General features: G+C 69.9%; 20 protein-coding genes. 19 read left to right on the forward strand and 1 reads right to left on the reverse strand.

The window, feature by feature from the left end; all coding sequences use genetic code 11:
* Nucleotides 1-196: 196 nt before the first annotated feature.
* The 18 genes from proS (at nucleotide 197) to OG407_RS36105 (ending at nucleotide 15,439) form a co-directional block, all read left to right on the forward strand.
* Nucleotides 197-1,612 (forward strand): proline--tRNA ligase, encoded by a 1,416-nt coding sequence (gene proS, locus OG407_RS36020; RefSeq protein ID WP_405863716.1) that lies wholly within the window; start codon nucleotides 197-199, stop codon nucleotides 1,610-1,612.
* A 260-nt stretch (nucleotides 1,613-1,872) separates the two neighbouring features.
* On the forward strand, nucleotides 1,873-2,469 hold the full coding sequence (locus OG407_RS36025) for a hypothetical protein (RefSeq protein WP_019058697.1): 597 nt from the start codon (nucleotides 1,873-1,875) through the stop codon (nucleotides 2,467-2,469).
* Between the two features lie 285 nt (nucleotides 2,470-2,754).
* Complete coding sequence (gene rpsP / locus OG407_RS36030; RefSeq protein ID WP_363096802.1) at nucleotides 2,755-3,174, forward strand: 30S ribosomal protein S16; 420 nt, start codon at nucleotides 2,755-2,757, stop codon at nucleotides 3,172-3,174.
* Nucleotides 3,175-3,176: 2 nt separating this feature from the next.
* Nucleotides 3,177-3,416: an RNA-binding protein gene (locus OG407_RS36035; protein WP_005479813.1), complete on the forward strand. Its 240-nt coding sequence runs from the start codon at nucleotides 3,177-3,179 to the stop codon at nucleotides 3,414-3,416.
* An 82-nt stretch (nucleotides 3,417-3,498) separates the two neighbouring features.
* Nucleotides 3,499-4,074: a ribosome maturation factor RimM gene (gene rimM / locus OG407_RS36040; RefSeq protein WP_405863718.1), complete on the forward strand. Its 576-nt coding sequence runs from the start codon at nucleotides 3,499-3,501 to the stop codon at nucleotides 4,072-4,074.
* Nucleotides 4,071-4,904: a tRNA (guanosine(37)-N1)-methyltransferase TrmD gene (gene trmD, locus OG407_RS36045; RefSeq protein ID WP_405863720.1), complete on the forward strand. Its 834-nt coding sequence runs from the start codon at nucleotides 4,071-4,073 to the stop codon at nucleotides 4,902-4,904. The genes rimM and trmD overlap by 4 nt, the downstream gene beginning before the upstream one ends.
* A gap of 133 nt (nucleotides 4,905-5,037) precedes the next feature.
* Nucleotides 5,038-5,388 carry a 50S ribosomal protein L19 gene (rplS, locus tag OG407_RS36050; protein WP_019058701.1) on the forward strand — a complete coding sequence of 117 codons (351 nt, stop codon included), beginning with the start codon at nucleotides 5,038-5,040 and terminating at the stop codon, nucleotides 5,386-5,388.
* Between the two features lie 45 nt (nucleotides 5,389-5,433).
* Nucleotides 5,434-6,150 (forward strand): signal peptidase I, encoded by a 717-nt coding sequence (gene lepB, locus OG407_RS36055; RefSeq protein WP_405863722.1) that lies wholly within the window; start codon nucleotides 5,434-5,436, stop codon nucleotides 6,148-6,150.
* Nucleotides 6,143-7,264 carry a signal peptidase I gene (gene lepB, locus OG407_RS36060; protein WP_405863724.1) on the forward strand — a complete coding sequence of 374 codons (1,122 nt, stop codon included), beginning with the start codon at nucleotides 6,143-6,145 and terminating at the stop codon, nucleotides 7,262-7,264. The genes lepB (OG407_RS36055) and lepB (OG407_RS36060) overlap by 8 nt, the downstream gene beginning before the upstream one ends.
* A complete protein-coding gene (gene lepB / locus OG407_RS36065) occupies nucleotides 7,152-8,126 on the forward strand; it encodes a signal peptidase I (protein ID WP_405863726.1) in 975 nt (324 codons plus the stop codon). Before lepB (OG407_RS36060) ends, lepB (OG407_RS36065) begins: the two co-directional genes overlap by 113 nt.
* Nucleotides 8,127-8,204: 78 nt before the next feature.
* On the forward strand, nucleotides 8,205-8,984 hold the full coding sequence (gene lepB, locus OG407_RS36070; RefSeq protein WP_405863728.1) for a signal peptidase I: 780 nt from the start codon (nucleotides 8,205-8,207) through the stop codon (nucleotides 8,982-8,984).
* Nucleotides 8,974-9,513, forward strand: coding sequence for an NUDIX hydrolase (locus OG407_RS36075; RefSeq protein ID WP_403587434.1), 540 nt, complete (start codon nucleotides 8,974-8,976; stop codon nucleotides 9,511-9,513). Before lepB (OG407_RS36070) ends, OG407_RS36075 begins: the two co-directional genes overlap by 11 nt.
* A gap of 56 nt (nucleotides 9,514-9,569) precedes the next feature.
* Nucleotides 9,570-9,878: a DUF2469 domain-containing protein gene (locus OG407_RS36080; RefSeq protein ID WP_003965949.1), complete on the forward strand. Its 309-nt coding sequence runs from the start codon at nucleotides 9,570-9,572 to the stop codon at nucleotides 9,876-9,878.
* A 128-nt stretch (nucleotides 9,879-10,006) separates the two neighbouring features.
* The gene (locus tag OG407_RS36085) at nucleotides 10,007-10,369 is read left to right on the forward strand and encodes a YraN family protein (RefSeq protein WP_405863730.1); all 363 of its coding nucleotides are present in this window, start codon (nucleotides 10,007-10,009) and stop codon (nucleotides 10,367-10,369) included.
* Between the two features lies 1 nt (nucleotide 10,370).
* Complete coding sequence (locus tag OG407_RS36090) at nucleotides 10,371-11,996, forward strand: YifB family Mg chelatase-like AAA ATPase (protein ID WP_405863732.1); 1,626 nt, start codon at nucleotides 10,371-10,373, stop codon at nucleotides 11,994-11,996.
* Between the two features lie 410 nt (nucleotides 11,997-12,406).
* The gene (gene dprA / locus OG407_RS36095) at nucleotides 12,407-13,639 is read left to right on the forward strand and encodes a DNA-processing protein DprA (RefSeq protein ID WP_405863734.1); all 1,233 of its coding nucleotides are present in this window, start codon (nucleotides 12,407-12,409) and stop codon (nucleotides 13,637-13,639) included.
* A 271-nt stretch (nucleotides 13,640-13,910) separates the two neighbouring features.
* Nucleotides 13,911-14,753: an RNA polymerase sigma factor WhiG gene (whiG, locus tag OG407_RS36100; protein WP_019058710.1), complete on the forward strand. Its 843-nt coding sequence runs from the start codon at nucleotides 13,911-13,913 to the stop codon at nucleotides 14,751-14,753.
* A gap of 128 nt (nucleotides 14,754-14,881) precedes the next feature.
* Nucleotides 14,882-15,439 (forward strand): TetR/AcrR family transcriptional regulator, encoded by a 558-nt coding sequence (locus tag OG407_RS36105; protein ID WP_405868799.1) that lies wholly within the window; start codon nucleotides 14,882-14,884, stop codon nucleotides 15,437-15,439.
* Between the two features lie 62 nt (nucleotides 15,440-15,501).
* On the opposite strand, the gene OG407_RS36110 is transcribed toward OG407_RS36105, so the two are convergent.
* Nucleotides 15,502-16,071 (reverse strand): murein hydrolase activator EnvC family protein, encoded by a 570-nt coding sequence (locus tag OG407_RS36110; RefSeq protein ID WP_405863736.1) that lies wholly within the window; start codon nucleotides 16,069-16,071, stop codon nucleotides 15,502-15,504.
* A 279-nt stretch (nucleotides 16,072-16,350) separates the two neighbouring features.
* Between OG407_RS36110 and rpsB the strand changes: the two genes are divergently transcribed.
* Nucleotides 16,351-17,325, forward strand: a complete 975-nt coding sequence (rpsB, locus tag OG407_RS36115) for a 30S ribosomal protein S2 (RefSeq protein WP_405863738.1) — start codon at nucleotides 16,351-16,353, stop codon at nucleotides 17,323-17,325.
* Nucleotides 17,326-17,417: the final 92 nt, after the last annotated feature.

The following is a 17,417-nucleotide window of genomic DNA, read 5'->3' on the forward strand; positions in this document are numbered from 1 at the left end:
AAAGCGCCCCAATCCGCCGAGAGATGTGGCCGTGCCCGTTTCCGAGGCCCCCGTGATGTGCGCCCGCACTTCCCCCGTATGCCAGCAAACTCCGCACGCGCTACCGCGTCCAGGGGTTGTGGGGCCCGGCTTGTGGCTTCCCTGTGCGAGTGGCGAGAATTCACATGACGGCAACGTGGGCCCGTACCATCACGCCATGGCCAAGGCACCCGTACTCACGCCGCGGGCGGACGATTTCCCCCGCTGGTACCAGGATCTGATCAGCAAGGCCGAACTGGCCGACAACGGTCCGGTGCGCGGCTCCATGGTCATCCGACCGTACGGGTACGGGATCTGGGAGCGGATGCAGGCCGAGATGGACGCCCGCATCAAGGAGACGGGCACCGAGAACGCGTACTTCCCGTTGCTGATCCCGCAGTCCTACCTCGCTCGCGAGGCCGACCATGTCGAGGGCTTCGCGCCCGAGTTGGCCGTGGTCACGCACGGCGGCGGCAAGGAGCTGGAGGAGCCCGCGGTCGTCCGGCCCACCTCCGAGATGATCATCAACGAGTACTTCTCGAAGTGGGTGCAGAGCTACCGGGACCTGCCCCTGCTGATCAACCAGTGGGCGAACGTGGTCCGTTGGGAGCTGCGGCCCCGGCTCTTCCTGCGCACGAGCGAGTTCCTCTGGCAGGAGGGCCACACGGCGCACGCGACCTACGAGGAGGCGCGTGACTTCGCCGCGCACATCCACCGCCAGGTGTACGAGGACTTCATGGTCAACGTCCTCGCGATGGACGTCGTACCGGGCCGCAAGACGGTCAAGGAGCGGTTCGCGGGCGCGATCAACACCCTCACCCTGGAAGGGATGATGGGCGACGGCAAGGCGCTGCAGATGGCGACCAGTCACGAGCTGGGCCAGAACTTCGCCAAGGCCTTCAACACGCAGTACCTGTCCAAGGAAGGCAAGCAGGAGCTGGTCTGGCAGACCTCCTGGGGCTCCACCACGCGCATGATCGGTGCCCTGGTGATGATGCACGGCGACGACGACGGACTCCGGGTGCCGCCGCGGCTCGCCCACATCCAGGTCGTCGTCCTCGCGATCAAGGGCGACGAGGCGGTTCTGGCCAAGGTCCGCGAGATCGGGGCCCGGCTGAAGGCGGCGGGCGTCCGCGTCCGTGTCGACGACCGCACGGACGTTCCCTTCGGGCGCCGGGCCGTCGACTGGGAGCTGAAGGGCGTGCCCGTACGGATCGAGGTCGGACCCCGTGACCTGGAGAACGGCACGGCGATGCTGGCCCGCCGCATCCCGGGCGGCAAGGAGCCGGTGGCGATCGACTCCCTCGTAGAGCTGCTTCCCGTAGTCCTGGAGGAGGATCAGGCGCTGCTGCTGAAGCAGTCCCGCGAGCGGCGCGAGTCCCGGACCTCCGAGGTGGCGACGATCGCGGAGGCCGTCGAGGCCGCGACCTCGGGCGGCTGGGCGCGCATCCCGTGGGCGACGCTCGGCGAGGAAGGCGAGGCCGAGCTGGCCGAGCACGCGGTGACCGTACGGTGTCTCGTCGCGGAGGACGGGTCGGTGCCGGACGACGACAAGGCGCCCGGTAACGTCGCGATCGTCGCGCGCGCCTACTGAAGCGGCGGGCTCCGGCGGGAGAGCGACCGAAACGCCCCTTGCGCAACGGCGGACATCAGCTCACCCGGCGCGCGGACACCGTCTACGCGCCGGGTCGTACGTGGGCCTACGCACCACCTTGTGCTGAGCTGTGAGGCTTCTCCGCAGATCAGCGCACCCGCCCTCCTCCGGACGCATCAGCGGCAACTGACGGGTACGTGCAAATTATTTGGGATGCCCCGGAATCGGAACACAGGGGCACTCCGGCTCGTTGTCATTACGTGAGCACGACACAGACACCACCTGTTCTCGCCGCAGAGCTGGCAGAGGCGTGGGCCGATATTCAGCGGTACCACCCCGAACTGCCCGATCTGGCCGCGCCCGAGTCCCTGATCGGAGAGTCGTCGTCCGCCTGCGGACACGAGCTCTCCTTCGAGCGACTGCTGCATGAGGCAGTCCATGGCATCGCCGCTTCGCGCGGCGTGCGTGACACGTCCCGTGCCGGCCGCTACCACAACCGCAGATTCCTGGCGATCGCCGAGGAGCTGGGCCTGGACCACCCCGACGAACCGCATCCCAGCAGCGGTTTCTCGCTGGTCCAGCTCAACCCCGAGGCGAAGCGGCGCTACCGGCCGACGATCGAGCGCCTCCAGCGCGCGCTCAAGGCCCACACCGTCGCCACCTCGGCGGACACCTCCCGTACCTTCCGCGGCCCGGCCGCCCGTCACGGCTCGTCCGGTGGCGGCGTCCGCGTCAAGGCGGTGTGCGACTGCGGTCGTAACGTACGGGTCGTCCCGTCGGTGCTGGCCCAGGCGCCGATCGTGTGCGGAGGCTGCGGCAAGCCCTTCCGCATCCCGGAGGTCGTGGGCGCGGCCTGAGGACGCGGCTGCTCGTGGCAGCCGCATCCCGCGGGTCGGGTTGCGCACACCCGCGCCGGTCACCTCCGGCGCCGGGTGTCGCTTCCGCATGGGCGGGGGCATGCGGGGGCATGCTCCCCGGTCGGGCGGACCGCCGGGGTGTGGCACAATGGCTAGCTGTACTCGACAGCCGCACAGGAACCCTCTCGCCTCCGGCTGACGCGTCCATCGGGCACTCGGGTACCGCAACCCCACGCGGCCGTCTCGCCGTGCCCAATCACGTCAAAACCAGGAGAACCCACTCCCGTGGCAGTCAAGATCAAGCTGAAGCGTCTGGGCAAGATCCGTTCGCCTCACTACCGCATCGTCGTCGCCGACTCCCGTACCCGCCGTGATGGCCGGGCCATCGAGGAGATCGGCCTGTACCACCCGGTGCAGAACCCCTCGCGCATCGAGGTCGACACCGACCGTGCGCAGTACTGGCTGAGTGTCGGCGCGCAGCCGACCGAGCCCGTGCTCGCCATCCTGAAGCTCACCGGCGACTGGCAGAAGTTCAAGGGCCTGCCGGCCCCGGCTCCGCTGCTCGTGGCCGCGCCGAAGGCCGCGCGTCCGGTGTTCGACGCCCTCGGTGGCGACGACGCGAGCAAGGGTGAGGCGATCACCCAGAAGAAGAAGGCTGAGAAGAAGGACGAGGCCGCGGCCGAGTCCGAGTCGACCGAGGCCTGAGCATGCTCGAGGAGGCTCTTGAGCACCTCGTGAAGGGCATCGTCGACAACCCTGACGATGTGCAGGTCGCCTCGCGCGACCTGCGTCGTGGGCGCGTGCTGGAGGTCCGGGTGCACCCCGACGACCTCGGCAAGGTGATCGGTCGCAACGGCCGTACCGCTCGCGCTCTGCGCACCGTCGTGGGCGCCATCGGCGGCCGAGGTGTCCGCGTCGACCTTGTCGACGTGGACCACGTCCGCTGACGTTTATCGCACACCGGCTCGGGCCGGGGAGGGCCTGCGGGCCGTCCCCGGCCCGTCGTCGTACTACAGGAGATCAAGCACAGTGCAGCTGGTAGTCGCTCGTATCGGCCGTGCCCACGGCATCAAGGGCGAGGTCACCGTCGAGGTACGCACCGACGAGCCGGAGCTCAGGCTCGCGCCCGGCGCCGTCCTGGCCACCGAACCCGCCTCCACCGGCCCCCTGACCATCGAGGTGGGCCGCGTCCACAGCGGCCGCCTCATCCTCCGCTTCGAGGGCGTCAGCGACCGCACCGGCGCCGAGGCCCTGCGCAACACCCTCCTGATCGCCGAGATCGATCCCGAGGAGCTGCCCGAGGAGGAGGACGAGTACTACGACCACCAGCTGATGGACCTCGACGTCGTCACCAAGGACGGCGAGGAGGTCGGCCGGATCACCGAGATCTCGCACCTGCCCTCCCAGGACCTCTTCATCGTGGAGCGGCCCGACGGCAGCGAGGTGATGATCCCGTTCGTCGAGTCGATCGTCGTCGAGATCGACCTGGAGGAGCAGCGCGCGGTCATCGACCCGCCGCCCGGGCTGATCGACGACCGGGCCGAGGTCGTGTCCTCCAAAGAAGACCCTTCAGAGGAAGCTTCTTCCGAGGACGCCGACGCATGAGGCTCGACGTCGTCACGATCTTCCCCGAGTACCTCGAACCGCTGAACGTCTCCCTCGTCGGCAAGGCACGCGCGCGTGGACAGCTGAATGTGCACGTGCATGATCTGCGCTCCTGGACGTACGACCGCCACAACACGGTCGACGACACCCCCTACGGCGGCGGCCCCGGCATGGTCATGAAGACCGAGCCCTGGGGCGACGCCCTGGACTCCGTCCTGGCCGACGGCTACGAGACGGGCTCCGGTGCGCCCGCGCTCATCGTGCCCACGCCCAGCGGCCGGCCCTTCACCCAGGAACTCGCCGTAGAACTCTCCGAGCGGCCCTGGCTGGTCTTCACGCCCGCCCGCTACGAAGGCATCGACCGGCGGGTGATCGACGAGTACGCGACGCGGATGCCCGTCTACGAGGTGTCCATCGGCGACTACGTGCTCGCCGGCGGTGAGGCGGCCGTCCTGGTCGTCACGGAGGCCGTGGCACGGCTGCTGCCGGGTGTCCTGGGCAACGCCGAGTCCCACCGCGACGACTCCTTCGCGCCCGGCGCCATGGCCAACCTCCTGGAGGGGCCGATCTTCACCAAGCCGCCCCAGTGGCGCGGCCAGGGGATCCCGGACGTGCTGCTCAGCGGCCACCACGGCAAGATCGCCCGCTGGCGGCGCGACGAGGCGCTCAAGCGCACGTCCGCCCACCGGCCGGATCTGATCGAGCGCTGCGAGCCCAAGACCTTCGACAAGAAGGACCGCGAGATGCTCTCCATCCTGGGCTGGTCACCGGACCCGGCGGGGGAGCCGTACGGCCGATTTTGGCGCAGGCCGGACGGCGTGGAAGAATAGGTCGCTGTTGTGCGTCGTCCGGCGTGCGCCCCTGCCACAGGGGGACATGACGCCCGCCCCGACACGGACAGCATCCTTCCCTTCACCCAACTCCCGTCGGTGACCTGTGGCATCGATGAAGAAAGCAGACGAAATGTCCCACCTGCTCGACATCGTCGACGGCGCCTCGCTGCGCACCGACATCCCGGCCTTCCGCCCGGGTGACACCGTCAACGTCCACGTCCGCGTCATCGAGGGCAACCGCTCCCGTGTGCAGCAGTTCAAGGGCGTAGTCATCCGTCGCCAGGGCGCCGGTGTCCGTGAGACCTTCACGGTCCGCAAGGTCTCGTTCTCCGTCGGCGTCGAGCGCACCTTCCCGGTGCACACCCCGATCGTCGAGAAGATCGAGCTCGTGACCCGCGGTGACGTCCGTCGCGCGAAGCTGTACTACCTCCGTGACCTGCGCGGCAAGGCCGCGAAGATCAAGGAGAAGCGCGACAACTGAGCTTGATACGGGGTTCATATCGGGGCCGGATAACATCTGGCTCCGATGGACACCGAAGCACAGCACACGGAGCGCGACCGCTCCTCCCGCCCTTCCGACTCCGAGGACACCTCGGACACCGGAGGGCCGGAGGACCGGTCGCGTTTCGCGTTGGTGTCGCGGGTCGCCGAGTGGCTGCCCGGTGGCCGGATCACCCTGACTGCCCTGGTCTGTCTGGTGTTTCTGCTGCTGCTCAACACCTTCTTGCTCCAGCCTTTCCAAATTCCCAGCGGATCCATGGAATCCGGATTGAGGATCGGCGACCGCGTTCTCGTAAATAAGTTGGCGTACCGTTTCGGTGCTCATCCGCAGCGCGGCGACATCGTCGTGTTCGACGGAACCGGCTATTTCGGGGACGCCGACTACATCAAGCGCGTTGTGGGTGTGGGGGGAGACCACGTGCTCTGCTGCGACGAGAAGGGGAGGCTTGAGGTGAACGGGCGGCCGGTCGACGAGACGGCGTTCCTGTACCCCGGGGACGCTCCGTCCACCGTGGCTTTCGACGTGGTCGTGCCCGACGGCACGCTGTTCGTCCTCGGTGACCACCGCGGCGACTCAAGTGACTCCCGGGACCACCTGGGCGACCCGGGCGGAGGCATGATTCCTGTTGGTGACGTCATCGGGCGAGCCGACTGGATCGTCTGGCCCGCCGGGCACTGGACCCACCTCGTCCGACCCGGCGCCTACGCGCGCGTACCCGCCGGGGACGGCGCCCATGGGTAACCGCGGCAGGCCGCGGGGCGCGACGCCGCCGGGCGGCTCCTTCGGGAACGAGAACCTGCTGCCGACCGGCTTCCGGCGCGCGGGCGCGGGCGCCCCTGCCCCGGCCGGGGGCGCTGGCCGCAGCCGGGCCGAGCGGCGCAAGCTCCAGCGCAAGGTCAAGCGGCGCCGACGGCGCTCCGCGGTCCGGGAGATACCCCTCCTGGTCGGTGTCGCGGTCCTCATAGCCCTCGTCCTGAAGACCTTCCTCCTCCAGGCGTTCGTGATCCCGTCGGGCTCCATGGAACAGACGATCCGCATCGGCGACCGCGTCCTGGTCGACAAGTTCACCCCGTGGTTCGGCTCCGAGCCCAAGCGCGGCGACGTCGTCGTCTTCCACGACCCGGGCGGCTGGCTGGGGGACGAGGAGACCACCAAGAAGAACGACCCCGTCGTCGTCAAGCAGGTCAAGGAAGGCCTCCAGTTCATCGGCCTGCTGCCGTCCGACAACGAGAAGGACCTCATCAAGCGGGTCATCGGCGTCGGCGGCGACCACGTCAAGTGCTGTGACGCGCAAGGGCGGGTGACCGTCAACGGCGTCCCCCTGACCGAGGCCGACTACCTGTATCCCGGGAACGCACCGTCCGAAACGGCGTTCGACATCACCGTCCCCAAGGGGCGGTTGTGGGTGATGGGCGACCACCGGGGCAACTCGGCGGACTCCCGCGCACACCAGAACACCAGCTACGGAGGCACGGTCGCGCTCAGTTCGGTGGTGGGGCGGGCGAAGGTGATCGCCTGGCCGATGGGCCACTGGACCAGCCTGAACGAACCTAAAACCTTCGCATCGGTTTCCAACTCCGTGTCGGGGACGACCGCCGGTCCCGAACTGTCGCATAGGGTTGCCCCGGTCGATCCGAACGGATCGGTCCAACTCCCGAGCCCTGCGGAACTCCCGCTCGTTATGGGAGTGGTGGGCCTGCGCCGAGGATGGGGCAGGCGGCGGCACAGAGTAAGGAGTTGGCGTGGGGGATGTGGCGGTTGGCGCACGGTCCGGACACGACGGCGAGGAGCACCACGGACGTCCCGTGGAAGCACCCGACCCGGTCGCGGACAGCGCCGTGACCTCCGGGAGTGACTCCGGAGCCGACGAGGACGGTACGGCGCCGGGCGACGCGACCCGCACCGAGGAGCAGGGGCCGGGCGACCCGACCCCGCAGCCGAGGAAGCCGCGCTCCTTCTGGAAGGAGCTGCCGATCCTGGTCGTCATCGCGCTCGTCCTCGCGCTGCTGATCAAGACGTTCCTGGTGCAGGCGTTCTCGATCCCCTCGGACTCGATGCAGAACACCCTCCAGCAGGGTGACCGCGTCCTGGTCGACAAGCTCACCCCGTGGTTCGGCTCCGAGCCCGAGCGCGGTGAGGTCGTCGTCTTCCACGACCCGGACGACTGGCTGGCGGGCGAGCCGGCGGCGAACCCCAACGCCCTGCAGAAGGTGCTCAGCTGGATCGGTCTGATGCCGTCCGCGCAGGAGAAGGACCTCATCAAGCGGGTCATCGGCGTCGGCGGCGACACCATCTCCTGCAGTGGCACCGGCCCGCTGACGGTCAACGGCAAGGCACTGAACGAGCCGTACGTCTACCCCGGCAACACCCCGTGCACCAACGACGACCAGGGCGGCCAGTTCACCGTCAAGGTCCCCAAGGGCGACATCTGGGTGATGGGCGACCACCGGCAGAACTCGCGGGACTCGCGCTACAACCAGTCCGACAAGCACCACGGCATGGTCCCGGTGAAGGACGTCGTCGGCCGCGCGATCGTCAAGGCCTGGCCCATCAACCGCTGGGACACGCTGCCGATCCCGGACACCTTCGACCAGGCGGGCATCAACACCCGGGCCTCCGCCTCCCGTCTGCTGACGGCCGCTCCGCAGAGTCTCGCGCTCGTCGGTGTCCTGCCGTTGGTCCTGTGGCGTCGCAAGCGGTCGGGCAAGGACGAGTAAAGGCCTTGTAGAGCTTGTGACCTCGGTCCCGGAGGAAGGGCTGACCACCCTCGGTACCGCCGGGTAGGGTGCGGACCCATGGGTGGCGAGAGCGCAACACGTACGGCCCCGCGTACCGGCGGTGGCACAGGCAAGGGCCCGGTGGGCAGCCGGACCGGACAGCGGTTGTCCGGACTGGCCGTCGCGCTGGGCCTTGTGCTGTTCCTCGGAGGCTTCGGCTGGGGAGCGGTGGTCTACCGGCCGTACACGGTGCCGACCAGTTCGATGACGCCGACGATCGACGCGGGCGACCGGGTGCTGGCCCAGCGGGTCGACGGCGACGAGGTGCGCCGCGGTGACGTCGTGGTCTTCACGGACAAGACCTGGGTGACGAACGCACCCGTGGTCAAGCGGGTGGTCGCCGTCGGCGGGGACACCGTCTCCTGCTGCACGAACGGCAAGCTGGTCGTCAACGGCAAGCAGATCGCCGAGGGTTACCTCAAGGGCGGCGCGGCCGAGGACAAGACGATCCCCACGGTGAAGGTCCCCAAGGGCCGCCTGTTCCTCCTCGGTGACGAACGCCAGGGCTCCCTGGACTCCAGCGCCCACCTCACGGACGTCGCCGACGGCACCGTCGCGAGCAGCGCCGTGAGCGCCCGCGTGGACGCCGTCGTCTGGCCCATGAAGGGCATGCTGGAGCGCCCCACCGGCTTCGAGCCGCTCGGCAGCCTCTCGCATCCCGGCCCGCTGGGCATGATCCTCGCCATGATCGTCGCGGGCGCGGTCCTCGTCCTCGGCGGCGGTGCCTACGGCCCGATCGCCAAGCTGGCGGCCGGCCGCCGCGCCCGCACCCGGACGGAGCCCGCCGGTGCCCGCTGAGGCCACCGAGGAGGGCGCGTACGGCGACTCGTACGAGGGCGGTCTGCGCAAGGTCGCCCGGGTCGTCCTGCTCGACCCGGAGGACCGCATCCTGCTGCTCCACGGCCACGAGCCGGACGATCCGGCCGACGACTGGTGGTTCACCCCCGGCGGCGGCCTGGAGGGCGACGAGACCCATGAGGAGGCGGCCCTACGGGAACTCGCCGAGGAGACCGGCATCACCCAGGTCGAACTCGGCCCGGTGCTGTGGACGCGGACGTGTTCCTTCCCGTTCGCGGGCCGCCGCTGGGACCAGGACGAGTGGTACTACCTGGCCAGGACGTCCGCCACGGCCGAGGGCGTGCCCGGCGCCACGGCCCTCACCGAGCTGGAGCGCCGCAGCGTCTCCGGAGCGCGTTGGTGGACGTGCCGGGAACTGGACCGGGCGCATGAGACGGTGTATCCGACCAGACTCGCCGAGCTGCTCCGCAGGCTGCTCGACGAAGGTCCCCCGGCCGGGCCCGTGACCCTTGACACCGAAATCGTCTAGGGGCTTACGGGACTGGCGCACAATGGTGGGATCGCACGGGTGAAGGGGAACATGCCATGAGCGCCGAGGACCTCGAAAAGTACGAGACCGAGATGGAGCTGAAGCTCTACCGGGAGTACCGAGATGTCGTCGGTCTGTTCAAATATGTGATCGAGACCGAACGGCGCTTCTACCTCACCAACGACTACGAGATGCAGGTGCACTCGGTCCAGGGTGAGGTGTTCTTCGAGGTGTCCATGGCGGATGCCTGGGTGTGGGACATGTATCGACCGGCTCGCTTCGTCAAGCAGGTCCGCGTGCTCACGTTCAAGGACGTGAACATCGAGGAGCTGAACAAGAGCGACCTGGAGCTGCCGGGCGGCTGACGGCGGATGCCCGCGGGGTGGATTTCACCCGTGTGGGTGACGGAGTTCTACACAATCACCGAACGGTCCACCAAGATCCACTTGGTGGACCGTTCCGCGTGACGGTTGGTGCCGGAGGTGGTGCCGACATGAACGCACGCAGTGCACTCGGCGAGTACGGCGAGACGCTGGCCGCACGACGGCTGGTCGCCGTAGGCATGACGGTCCTGGAGCGCAACTGGCGCTGTGGCAGGACCGGTGAGATCGACATCGTGGCGCGGGACGGGGACACCCTCGTCGTCTGCGAGGTCAAGACACGGCGGGCCGGTGCCTTCGAGCACCCGATGGCCGCCGTCACACCCGGGAAGGCGGAGCGCCTGCGCGGCCTCGCCGAGCGGTGGATCCACGCGCACGGCGGAGCCCCGCCGGGAGGGGTCCGCATCGACCTGGTGGGAGTCGTCCTGCCCCGGCGCGGCAGGGCCGTTGTAGAGCACGCTCGGGGGGTGGCCTGAGATGGGGTTCGCTCGAACGTGTTCGGTGGCGCTGGTGGGCGTCGAAGGTGTGGTGGTCGAGGTCCAGGCCGACCTCGAACCGGGCGTCGCCGCGTTCACGCTGGTGGGGCTGCCCGACAAGAGCCTGACGGAGAGCAAGGACCGGGTGCGGGCCGCGGTCGTCAACTCGGGAGCGCCCTGGCCGCAGAAGAAACTGACCGTCGGGCTCAGCCCGGCGTCGGTGCCGAAGAGCGGCAGCGGGTTCGACCTCGCCGTGGCGGCGGCCGTCCTCGGTGCGGCCGAGCGGATCGATCCGCGCGTGCTCGCCGACATCGTGATGATCGGCGAACTCGGCCTGGACGGACGGGTCCGGCCGGTCCGGGGCATCCTGCCCGCCGTGCTGGCCGCCGCGGACTCCGGATACGAGCAGGTCGTGGTCCCGGAATGCGCCGCCGCCGAGGCGTCCCTCGTGCCCGGGGTGTCCGTGCTGGGCGTCCGCACCCTGCGGCAGCTGATCGCCGTACTCGCGGACGAACCGGTACCCGACGAGGATCCGGACGAACTGGGGCGCCCGGACCCGCTGCTCGCCGGGCTGCGCATGCCCGGCACGGGAGCTGCCACCGGGATGCACAGCGTGGGCGCGTCCCAGCACGACCCGGGGCACGATCTCTCCGATGTCGTCGGCCAGTTCTCGGCGCGGACGGCGGTGGAGGTCTCGGCGGCCGGCGGCCATCACCTGTTCCTCGAAGGTCCGCCGGGTGCCGGGAAGACGATGCTCGCGGAGCGGCTGCCCGCCGTCCTGCCCCGGCTCAGCCGGCAGGAGTCCCTGGAAGTCACGGCGGTGCACTCGGTGGCGGGTCTGCTGCCCCCGGGCAAACCCCTGATCGACGTCGCTCCCTACTGCGCCCCGCACCACTCGGCCACGATGCAGGCCCTCGTCGGGGGCGGACAGGGGATCGCACGGCCGGGTGCCGTGTCGCTGTCCCATCGAGGCGTCCTGTTCCTTGACGAGACACCCGAGTTCAGCGGCCAGGCCCTGGATGCGCTACGGCAGCCGCTGGAGGCCGGGCATGTGGTGATCGCGCGCAGTGCGGGCGTCGTGCGGTTCCCGGCGAGGTTTCTGATGGTGCTGGCGGCCAACCCATGTCCGTGCGGTCGTTTCTCGCAGATCGACGACCTGTGCGAGTGCGCGCCGATGTCGATCCGGCGGTACCAGGCCAGGCTCTCCGGGCCGCTGCTCGACCGGGTGGACCTGCGGGTGGAGGTCGATCGCGTCACGCGCGACCAGCTCACCGGGCGCGGTTCGCGGGGCGAGTCCACGGCGACGGTCGCGGACCGGGTGCGGGCGGCCAGGGAGCGGGCGGCGGCGCGGCTCGCGGACACGCCGTGGCGCACCAACAGCGAGGTGCCCGGCCGTGAACTGCGCAGCCGTTGGCACGCCGAGCGCGGGGCGATGGACGAGGCCGAGCGCAGCCTGGAGCGCGGTGCGCTCACCGCGCGCGGACTCGACCGGGTACTGCGCGTGGCCTGGACGGTCGCGGACCTCGTCGGCCACGACCGACCCGGCGCGACCGATGTCGCCCTCGCGCTCCAACTGCGCACGGGGGTACCGCGAGGCGTGCCGATGGCCATCGGGGCGCTGACATGACCCGGGGCGATGACATGGGCGGGGTAAATGACACGGGCGGGGTCAATGACCTGACGGGGGGCGATGGTTGGGCCGGGAGTCATGATCTGGCTGGGGCTGGGGCTGGGGCTGGGGCTGGGGCTGGGGCTGGGACTGATGGCGCTGGCGGGGCCGGTGACCGGGCCCGGATCGATGGTGCGACCGGGGCCGACGACCGGATGGGGGCCGATGGCCGGGTCGGGAGTCCTGATCGGGCTGGGGCTGATGGCGCTGGCAGGGAGGATGACCGGGCGCGGATCGATGGCGCGACCGGGACCGGTGGATTCAGCGGGGCCGATGGCTGGATCGGGACCAGTGGCGCGACCGGGGTCGATGGCCGCGTCCGCGCCGATGGCCGGGTCGGGACCGGTGATGCGAGCGGGTTCGACGACATGACCTGGGCCGATGATCGGGTCGATACCGATGGCCGGGCCGGGGCCGACGATGCGACCGGGGTTGATGACCGGACCGGGACCCAAGGCGCGGGCGACGACCTGCTCGCCCGCGTCTTCCTGGCCCGGGTCGTCGAACCCGGTGACGAGGTCGGCGGCCGGTGGATCCGGGAGTTGGGGGCCGTGGAGGTCGCCCGGCGGCTGCGGAACGGAGGGCCGCAGCTCACCGGGGTGACCGACAAGCGGTGGGCCGGGTTGTGCGCACGGGCCGGACTGGTCGAGCCCGGGCGGGACTTGGCCGTCGCGCAGGATGCCGGCGTCCGGTTCGTGTGTCCCGGGGACGTCGAGTGGCCCGCTCAGCTCGACGATCTCGGGGACGCGCGGCCCATCGGACTGTGGGTGCGCGGGCATCCCAACCTGCGGGTGTTGGCACTCAAGTCGGTTGCCGTCGTCGGCGCCCGCGCCTGCACCGAGTACGGCGCGCACATGGCGGCCACCCTCGCCGCAGGGCTGGCCGAACGCGGCTGGGTGGTCGTGTCCGGGGGCGCCTACGGAGTCGACGGTGCCGCTCATCGCGGCGCCCTCGGCGCTACCGGCGTCACGGTCGCCGTGCTCGCGTGCGGTGTCGACCAGCCCTACCCGCGCGGGCACGCCGAGTTGATCCGCAGGATCGCCGAACAGGGGCTCGTGGTGGGCGAGTTGCCGCCCGGCGAGCATCCGACGCCGAGCAGGTTCATCCTCCGGAACCGGGTGATCGCCGCGCTCACGCGGGGCACCGTGGTGGTCGAGGCCGCGTACCGGAGCGGGTCGCTCGTCACGGCGCGGGCCGCGCAGCGTTTGGGGCGCCACACGATAGGGGTGCCCGGTCCGGCCACCAGCGCGCTGTCCGCCGGGGTGCACGAACTCCTGCGCGGGGACGCGGTGCTGGTCACCGACACGGCGGAAATCGTCGAACTGGTCGGCGGCATGGGCGAACTGGCCCCGGACCGACGCGGACCGGTGCTCCCGCGCGACCTGTTGGAGCCGGCCGCCCGGCGCATCCTCGCCGCACTGCCCGGCAACAGGGCCGCGCCGCCACGGGAGATCGCGCGCGGTGCGCAGACCACGGAGGACGACGCGGTCGCGAGACTGTACGAACTCCGAGCACTTGGTTACGTCGAACGACACGGCGACGGCTGGAAGTTGACACGCCAGGCGATGATCTCGGTCCGGCCCGATCGGGGGCGCCGCTGACCGAGTGTGTTCGGCCGTCCGGGGGAACCCCGACACCCTTGGGAATTCCCGCAGTTGGCGCATTCCGATGATCACGCAGAGCGATCGGAGTGACCCGTTCCGGCACCCCGTCGAACGCGTCCGTGCCCGGTCCGAGCCCCGCCCTTCGCACACCGCGACACTCCAGTCACGCTACGCTCACGGGGATTCCGGCACAGACCGGCATCTCCCCATCACTCCGACAGCTCACCCAGGCACCCCCACTTCACAGCAGAACGGCACAAGGCGACGAATGCCCCAGCACACCTCCGGGTCCGACCGGGCGGCGATCCCCCCAGCCGCCCGCGACGGTGGCAGCGTCCGGCCGCCCGCTCCCTCGACGCTCGACGAGCTGTGGCGGTCGTACAAGACGACGGGCGACGAGCGGCTGCGTGAGCAGCTGATCCTGCACTACTCGCCGCTCGTGAAGTACGTCGCGGGACGGGTGAGCGTCGGGCTGCCGCCCAATGTGGAACAGGCGGACTTCGTGTCGTCGGGGGTGTTCGGACTGATCGACGCGATCGAGAAGTTCGACATCGAGCGGGAGATCAAGTTCGAGACGTACGCGATCACCCGCATCCGGGGCGCGATGATCGACGAACTGCGCGCCCTGGACTGGATCCCGCGCTCGGTACGGCAGAAGGCGCGGAACGTCGAGCGGGCGTACGCCACGCTGGAGGCGCGGCTGAGGCGCACCCCCAGCGAGGGGGAGGTGGCCGCCGAGATGGGCATCGCGGTGGAGGAACTCCACGCCGTCTTCAGCCAGTTGTCGCTGGCGAACGTGGTCGCCCTGGAGGAGCTGCTGCACGCCGGCGGCGAGGGCGGTGACCGGCTGAGCCTGATGGACACCCTGGAGGACACCGCCGCCGACAACCCGGTGGAGGTGGCTGAGGGTCGGGAGCTGCGGCGGTTCCTGGCGCGGGCGATCAACACCTTGCCCGAGCGCGAGAAGACCGTCGTCACGCTGTACTACTACGAGGGCCTCACCCTCGCCGAGATCGGCAACGTGCTCGGGGTGACCGAGAGCCGGGTCAGTCAGATCCACACCAAGTCCGTGCTGCAACTGCGCGCCAAGCTGGCGAGTTTCGGCCGTTGAGCGAAAGCCGTCCGGCTTTCTCGACCTCGCAGAATCGTGCCTGCATTGCCCTGCATGGCCGGGGTCACTCCCGCCCGGGGTGCGCCGTCCGTAGAGTGGTTGACGTGCCAAGGATTCGAGCGGCCTCCGTGGCCGAGCACCGGTCGATGCAGCGAGCCGCCCTGCTGGACGCGGCTCGTTCCCTGCTGTCCGAGGGCGGGACGGAGGCGCTGACGTTCCCGGCCCTGGCCGAGCGGACGGGGCTCGCGCGGTCGTCCGTGTACGAGTACTTCCGCTCTCGGGCCGCGGTCGTCGAGGAGCTGTGCGAGGTCGACTTCCCCGTCTGGGCGGCGGATGTGTCGGCGGCGATGGAGCGGGCGGACTCGGCGGAGGGCAAGGTCGAGGCGTATGTGCGGCAGCAGCTCGCGTTGGTCGGGGACCGGCGGCACCGGGCTGTTGTCGCCATCTCCGCGAGTGAGTTGGACGCGGGGGCTCGGGAGAAGATTCGGGCCGCGCACGGGGGGTTGGTGGCGATGATCGTCTCCGCGCTCGGGGACATGGGGCATGCGGAGCCTCGGCTGGCGGCGATGTTGGTTCAGGGGGTTGTCGACGCGGCTGTGCGGCGGATTGAACTGGGGGCCGCCGAGGATCCCTCGGTGATTGTCGAGGCTGCGGTGAGTATGGCTCTGCGGGGGGTTCTGGGTTGAGTGTCGGCTGCGGGCCGGTGGGGGCTGGGCGCGCAGTTCCCCGCGCCCCGGAAAGAAGCGGGTCACAGGACCGGCAACAGGCGGGACGGGCCCCGGTTCAGCAGCCATGGGGGTAGCAACGCCAGCGGGTCCAAGTACGTCTCCCCTCTCAGGAGGCCCCAGTGCACGCACGTCGTCGCGCAGTGGGAGCCGGTGATCTCCACCGTCCCCACCACCTCGCCCGGCTCCACCTCCTCGCCCTTCTTCACGGACGCGGTCACCGGCTCGTACGTCGTGCGTAAGTCCGTGCCGGTCAGTTCGACCGCGACCACCCCTCTTCCCGCCACCCGGCCCGCGAAGGACACCCGGCCCGGTGCCACCGCTCGTACCTGGGCCCCGGCCGGGGTCTCCAGGTCCACCCCTCGGTGGCCCCGGCCGTAGACCGTCGCCGGGGGCTCCCAGCCTCGTAGGACCAAGGGGTGGGAGCCGACCGGCCAGGTACGCGCGATCGCCGGTACGGAAGGGATGGGGACCCCGGGTGCCGGGGGAGGGGTGTCGTTCGCTCGGGCCGTGCAGGTGAGCAGGGTCAAGAGGAGGGCCAGTAGTAAGGCGAGGCCAGTACGCACAGTTCGGTCATCTCGTCGCATCCGCATGGCACAAACCGTGCCGTACCCGGGCCGATCATGGCCGGGACCTGTGGACCGGCGTGGGGTTGTGGACAACGGCGTCACCCGGTGCCTTGCGGGTCCCGTACACTTCCTTTGGCGATCCGGGTCACCGGGTCGACTTCGCACGCCCCGGCATCTGGTCCTCCGTCGCAAGACGAAACCGATGTCAGCGCTTCTCGGTCCTCTGGGCACGCGCACGTGGGCGTCAGGCGCGAGTGCCGTCCGGTGCTCGCGGCACAACCGAGTAAATCAAGGAGAACGGCCATGGCCGTCGTCACGATGCGGGAGCTGCTGGAAAGCGGCGTCCACTTCGGTCACCAGACCCGTCGTTGGAACCCGAAGATGAAGCGCTTCATCTTCACGGAGCGCAACGGCATCTACATCATCGACCTGCTCCAGTCGCTGTCGTACATCGACCGCGCCTACGAGTTCGTCAAGGAGACCGTCGCCCACGGCGGCACGGTCATGTTCGTCGGCACGAAGAAGCAGGCGCAGGAGGCCATCGCCGAGCAGGCCACCCGCGTCGGCATGCCCTACGTCAACCAGCGCTGGCTGGGCGGCATGCTCACCAACTTCTCCACCGTCTACAAGCGTCTGCAGCGCCTCAAGGAGCTGGAGCAGATCGACTTCGAGGACGTCGCCGCGTCCGGTCTCACCAAGAAGGAGCTTCTCGTGCTCTCGCGCGAGAAGACCAAGCTGGAGAAGACCCTCGGTGGTATCCGCGAGATGTCCAAGGTTCCCAGCGCCGTCTGGATCGTGGACACCAAGAAGGAGCACATCGCGGTCGGTGAGGCCCGGAAGCTCAACATCCCGGTCGTCGCCATCCTCGACACGAACTGCGACCCCGACGAGGTCGACTACAAGATCCCGGGCAACGACGACGCGATCCGCTCCGTCACCCTGCTCACCCGCGTGATCGCCGACGCCGTCGCCGAGGGCCTCATCAGCCGCTCCGGTGTCGCCGCCGAGGCCAAGGGTGACAAGGCCGCCGGCGAGCCGCTCGCCGCGTGGGAGCGCGACCTGCTTGAGGGCGAGAAGAAGCCCGACGAGACTCCCGCCGCCGAGGCCGAGGTGCAGACCTCCGCCGAGACGGAGAAGGTCGCCGACGCCGAGCAGGCCGACGAGGTTCCCGCCGCTGAGGCGACTGAGGCCGCCGCCGAGGTCGAGGCTCCCGTCGCCGAGGCCGCTCCGGTCGCCGAGGTCGAGGCCGTTCCGGCCGCCGAGGCCGAGCAGGCCTGATCCTCCGGCCAACGGCCTGACCTTCCGGGCCAAAGGGCTGACTGAAGTGACGGCGGGTGGTGCGGACCGCGCCACCCGCCGTTCACTCACAG

This window comes from Streptomyces sp. NBC_01515 (assembly GCF_045040345.1).
Classification (GTDB): Bacteria; Actinomycetota; Actinomycetes; order Streptomycetales; family Streptomycetaceae; genus Streptomyces.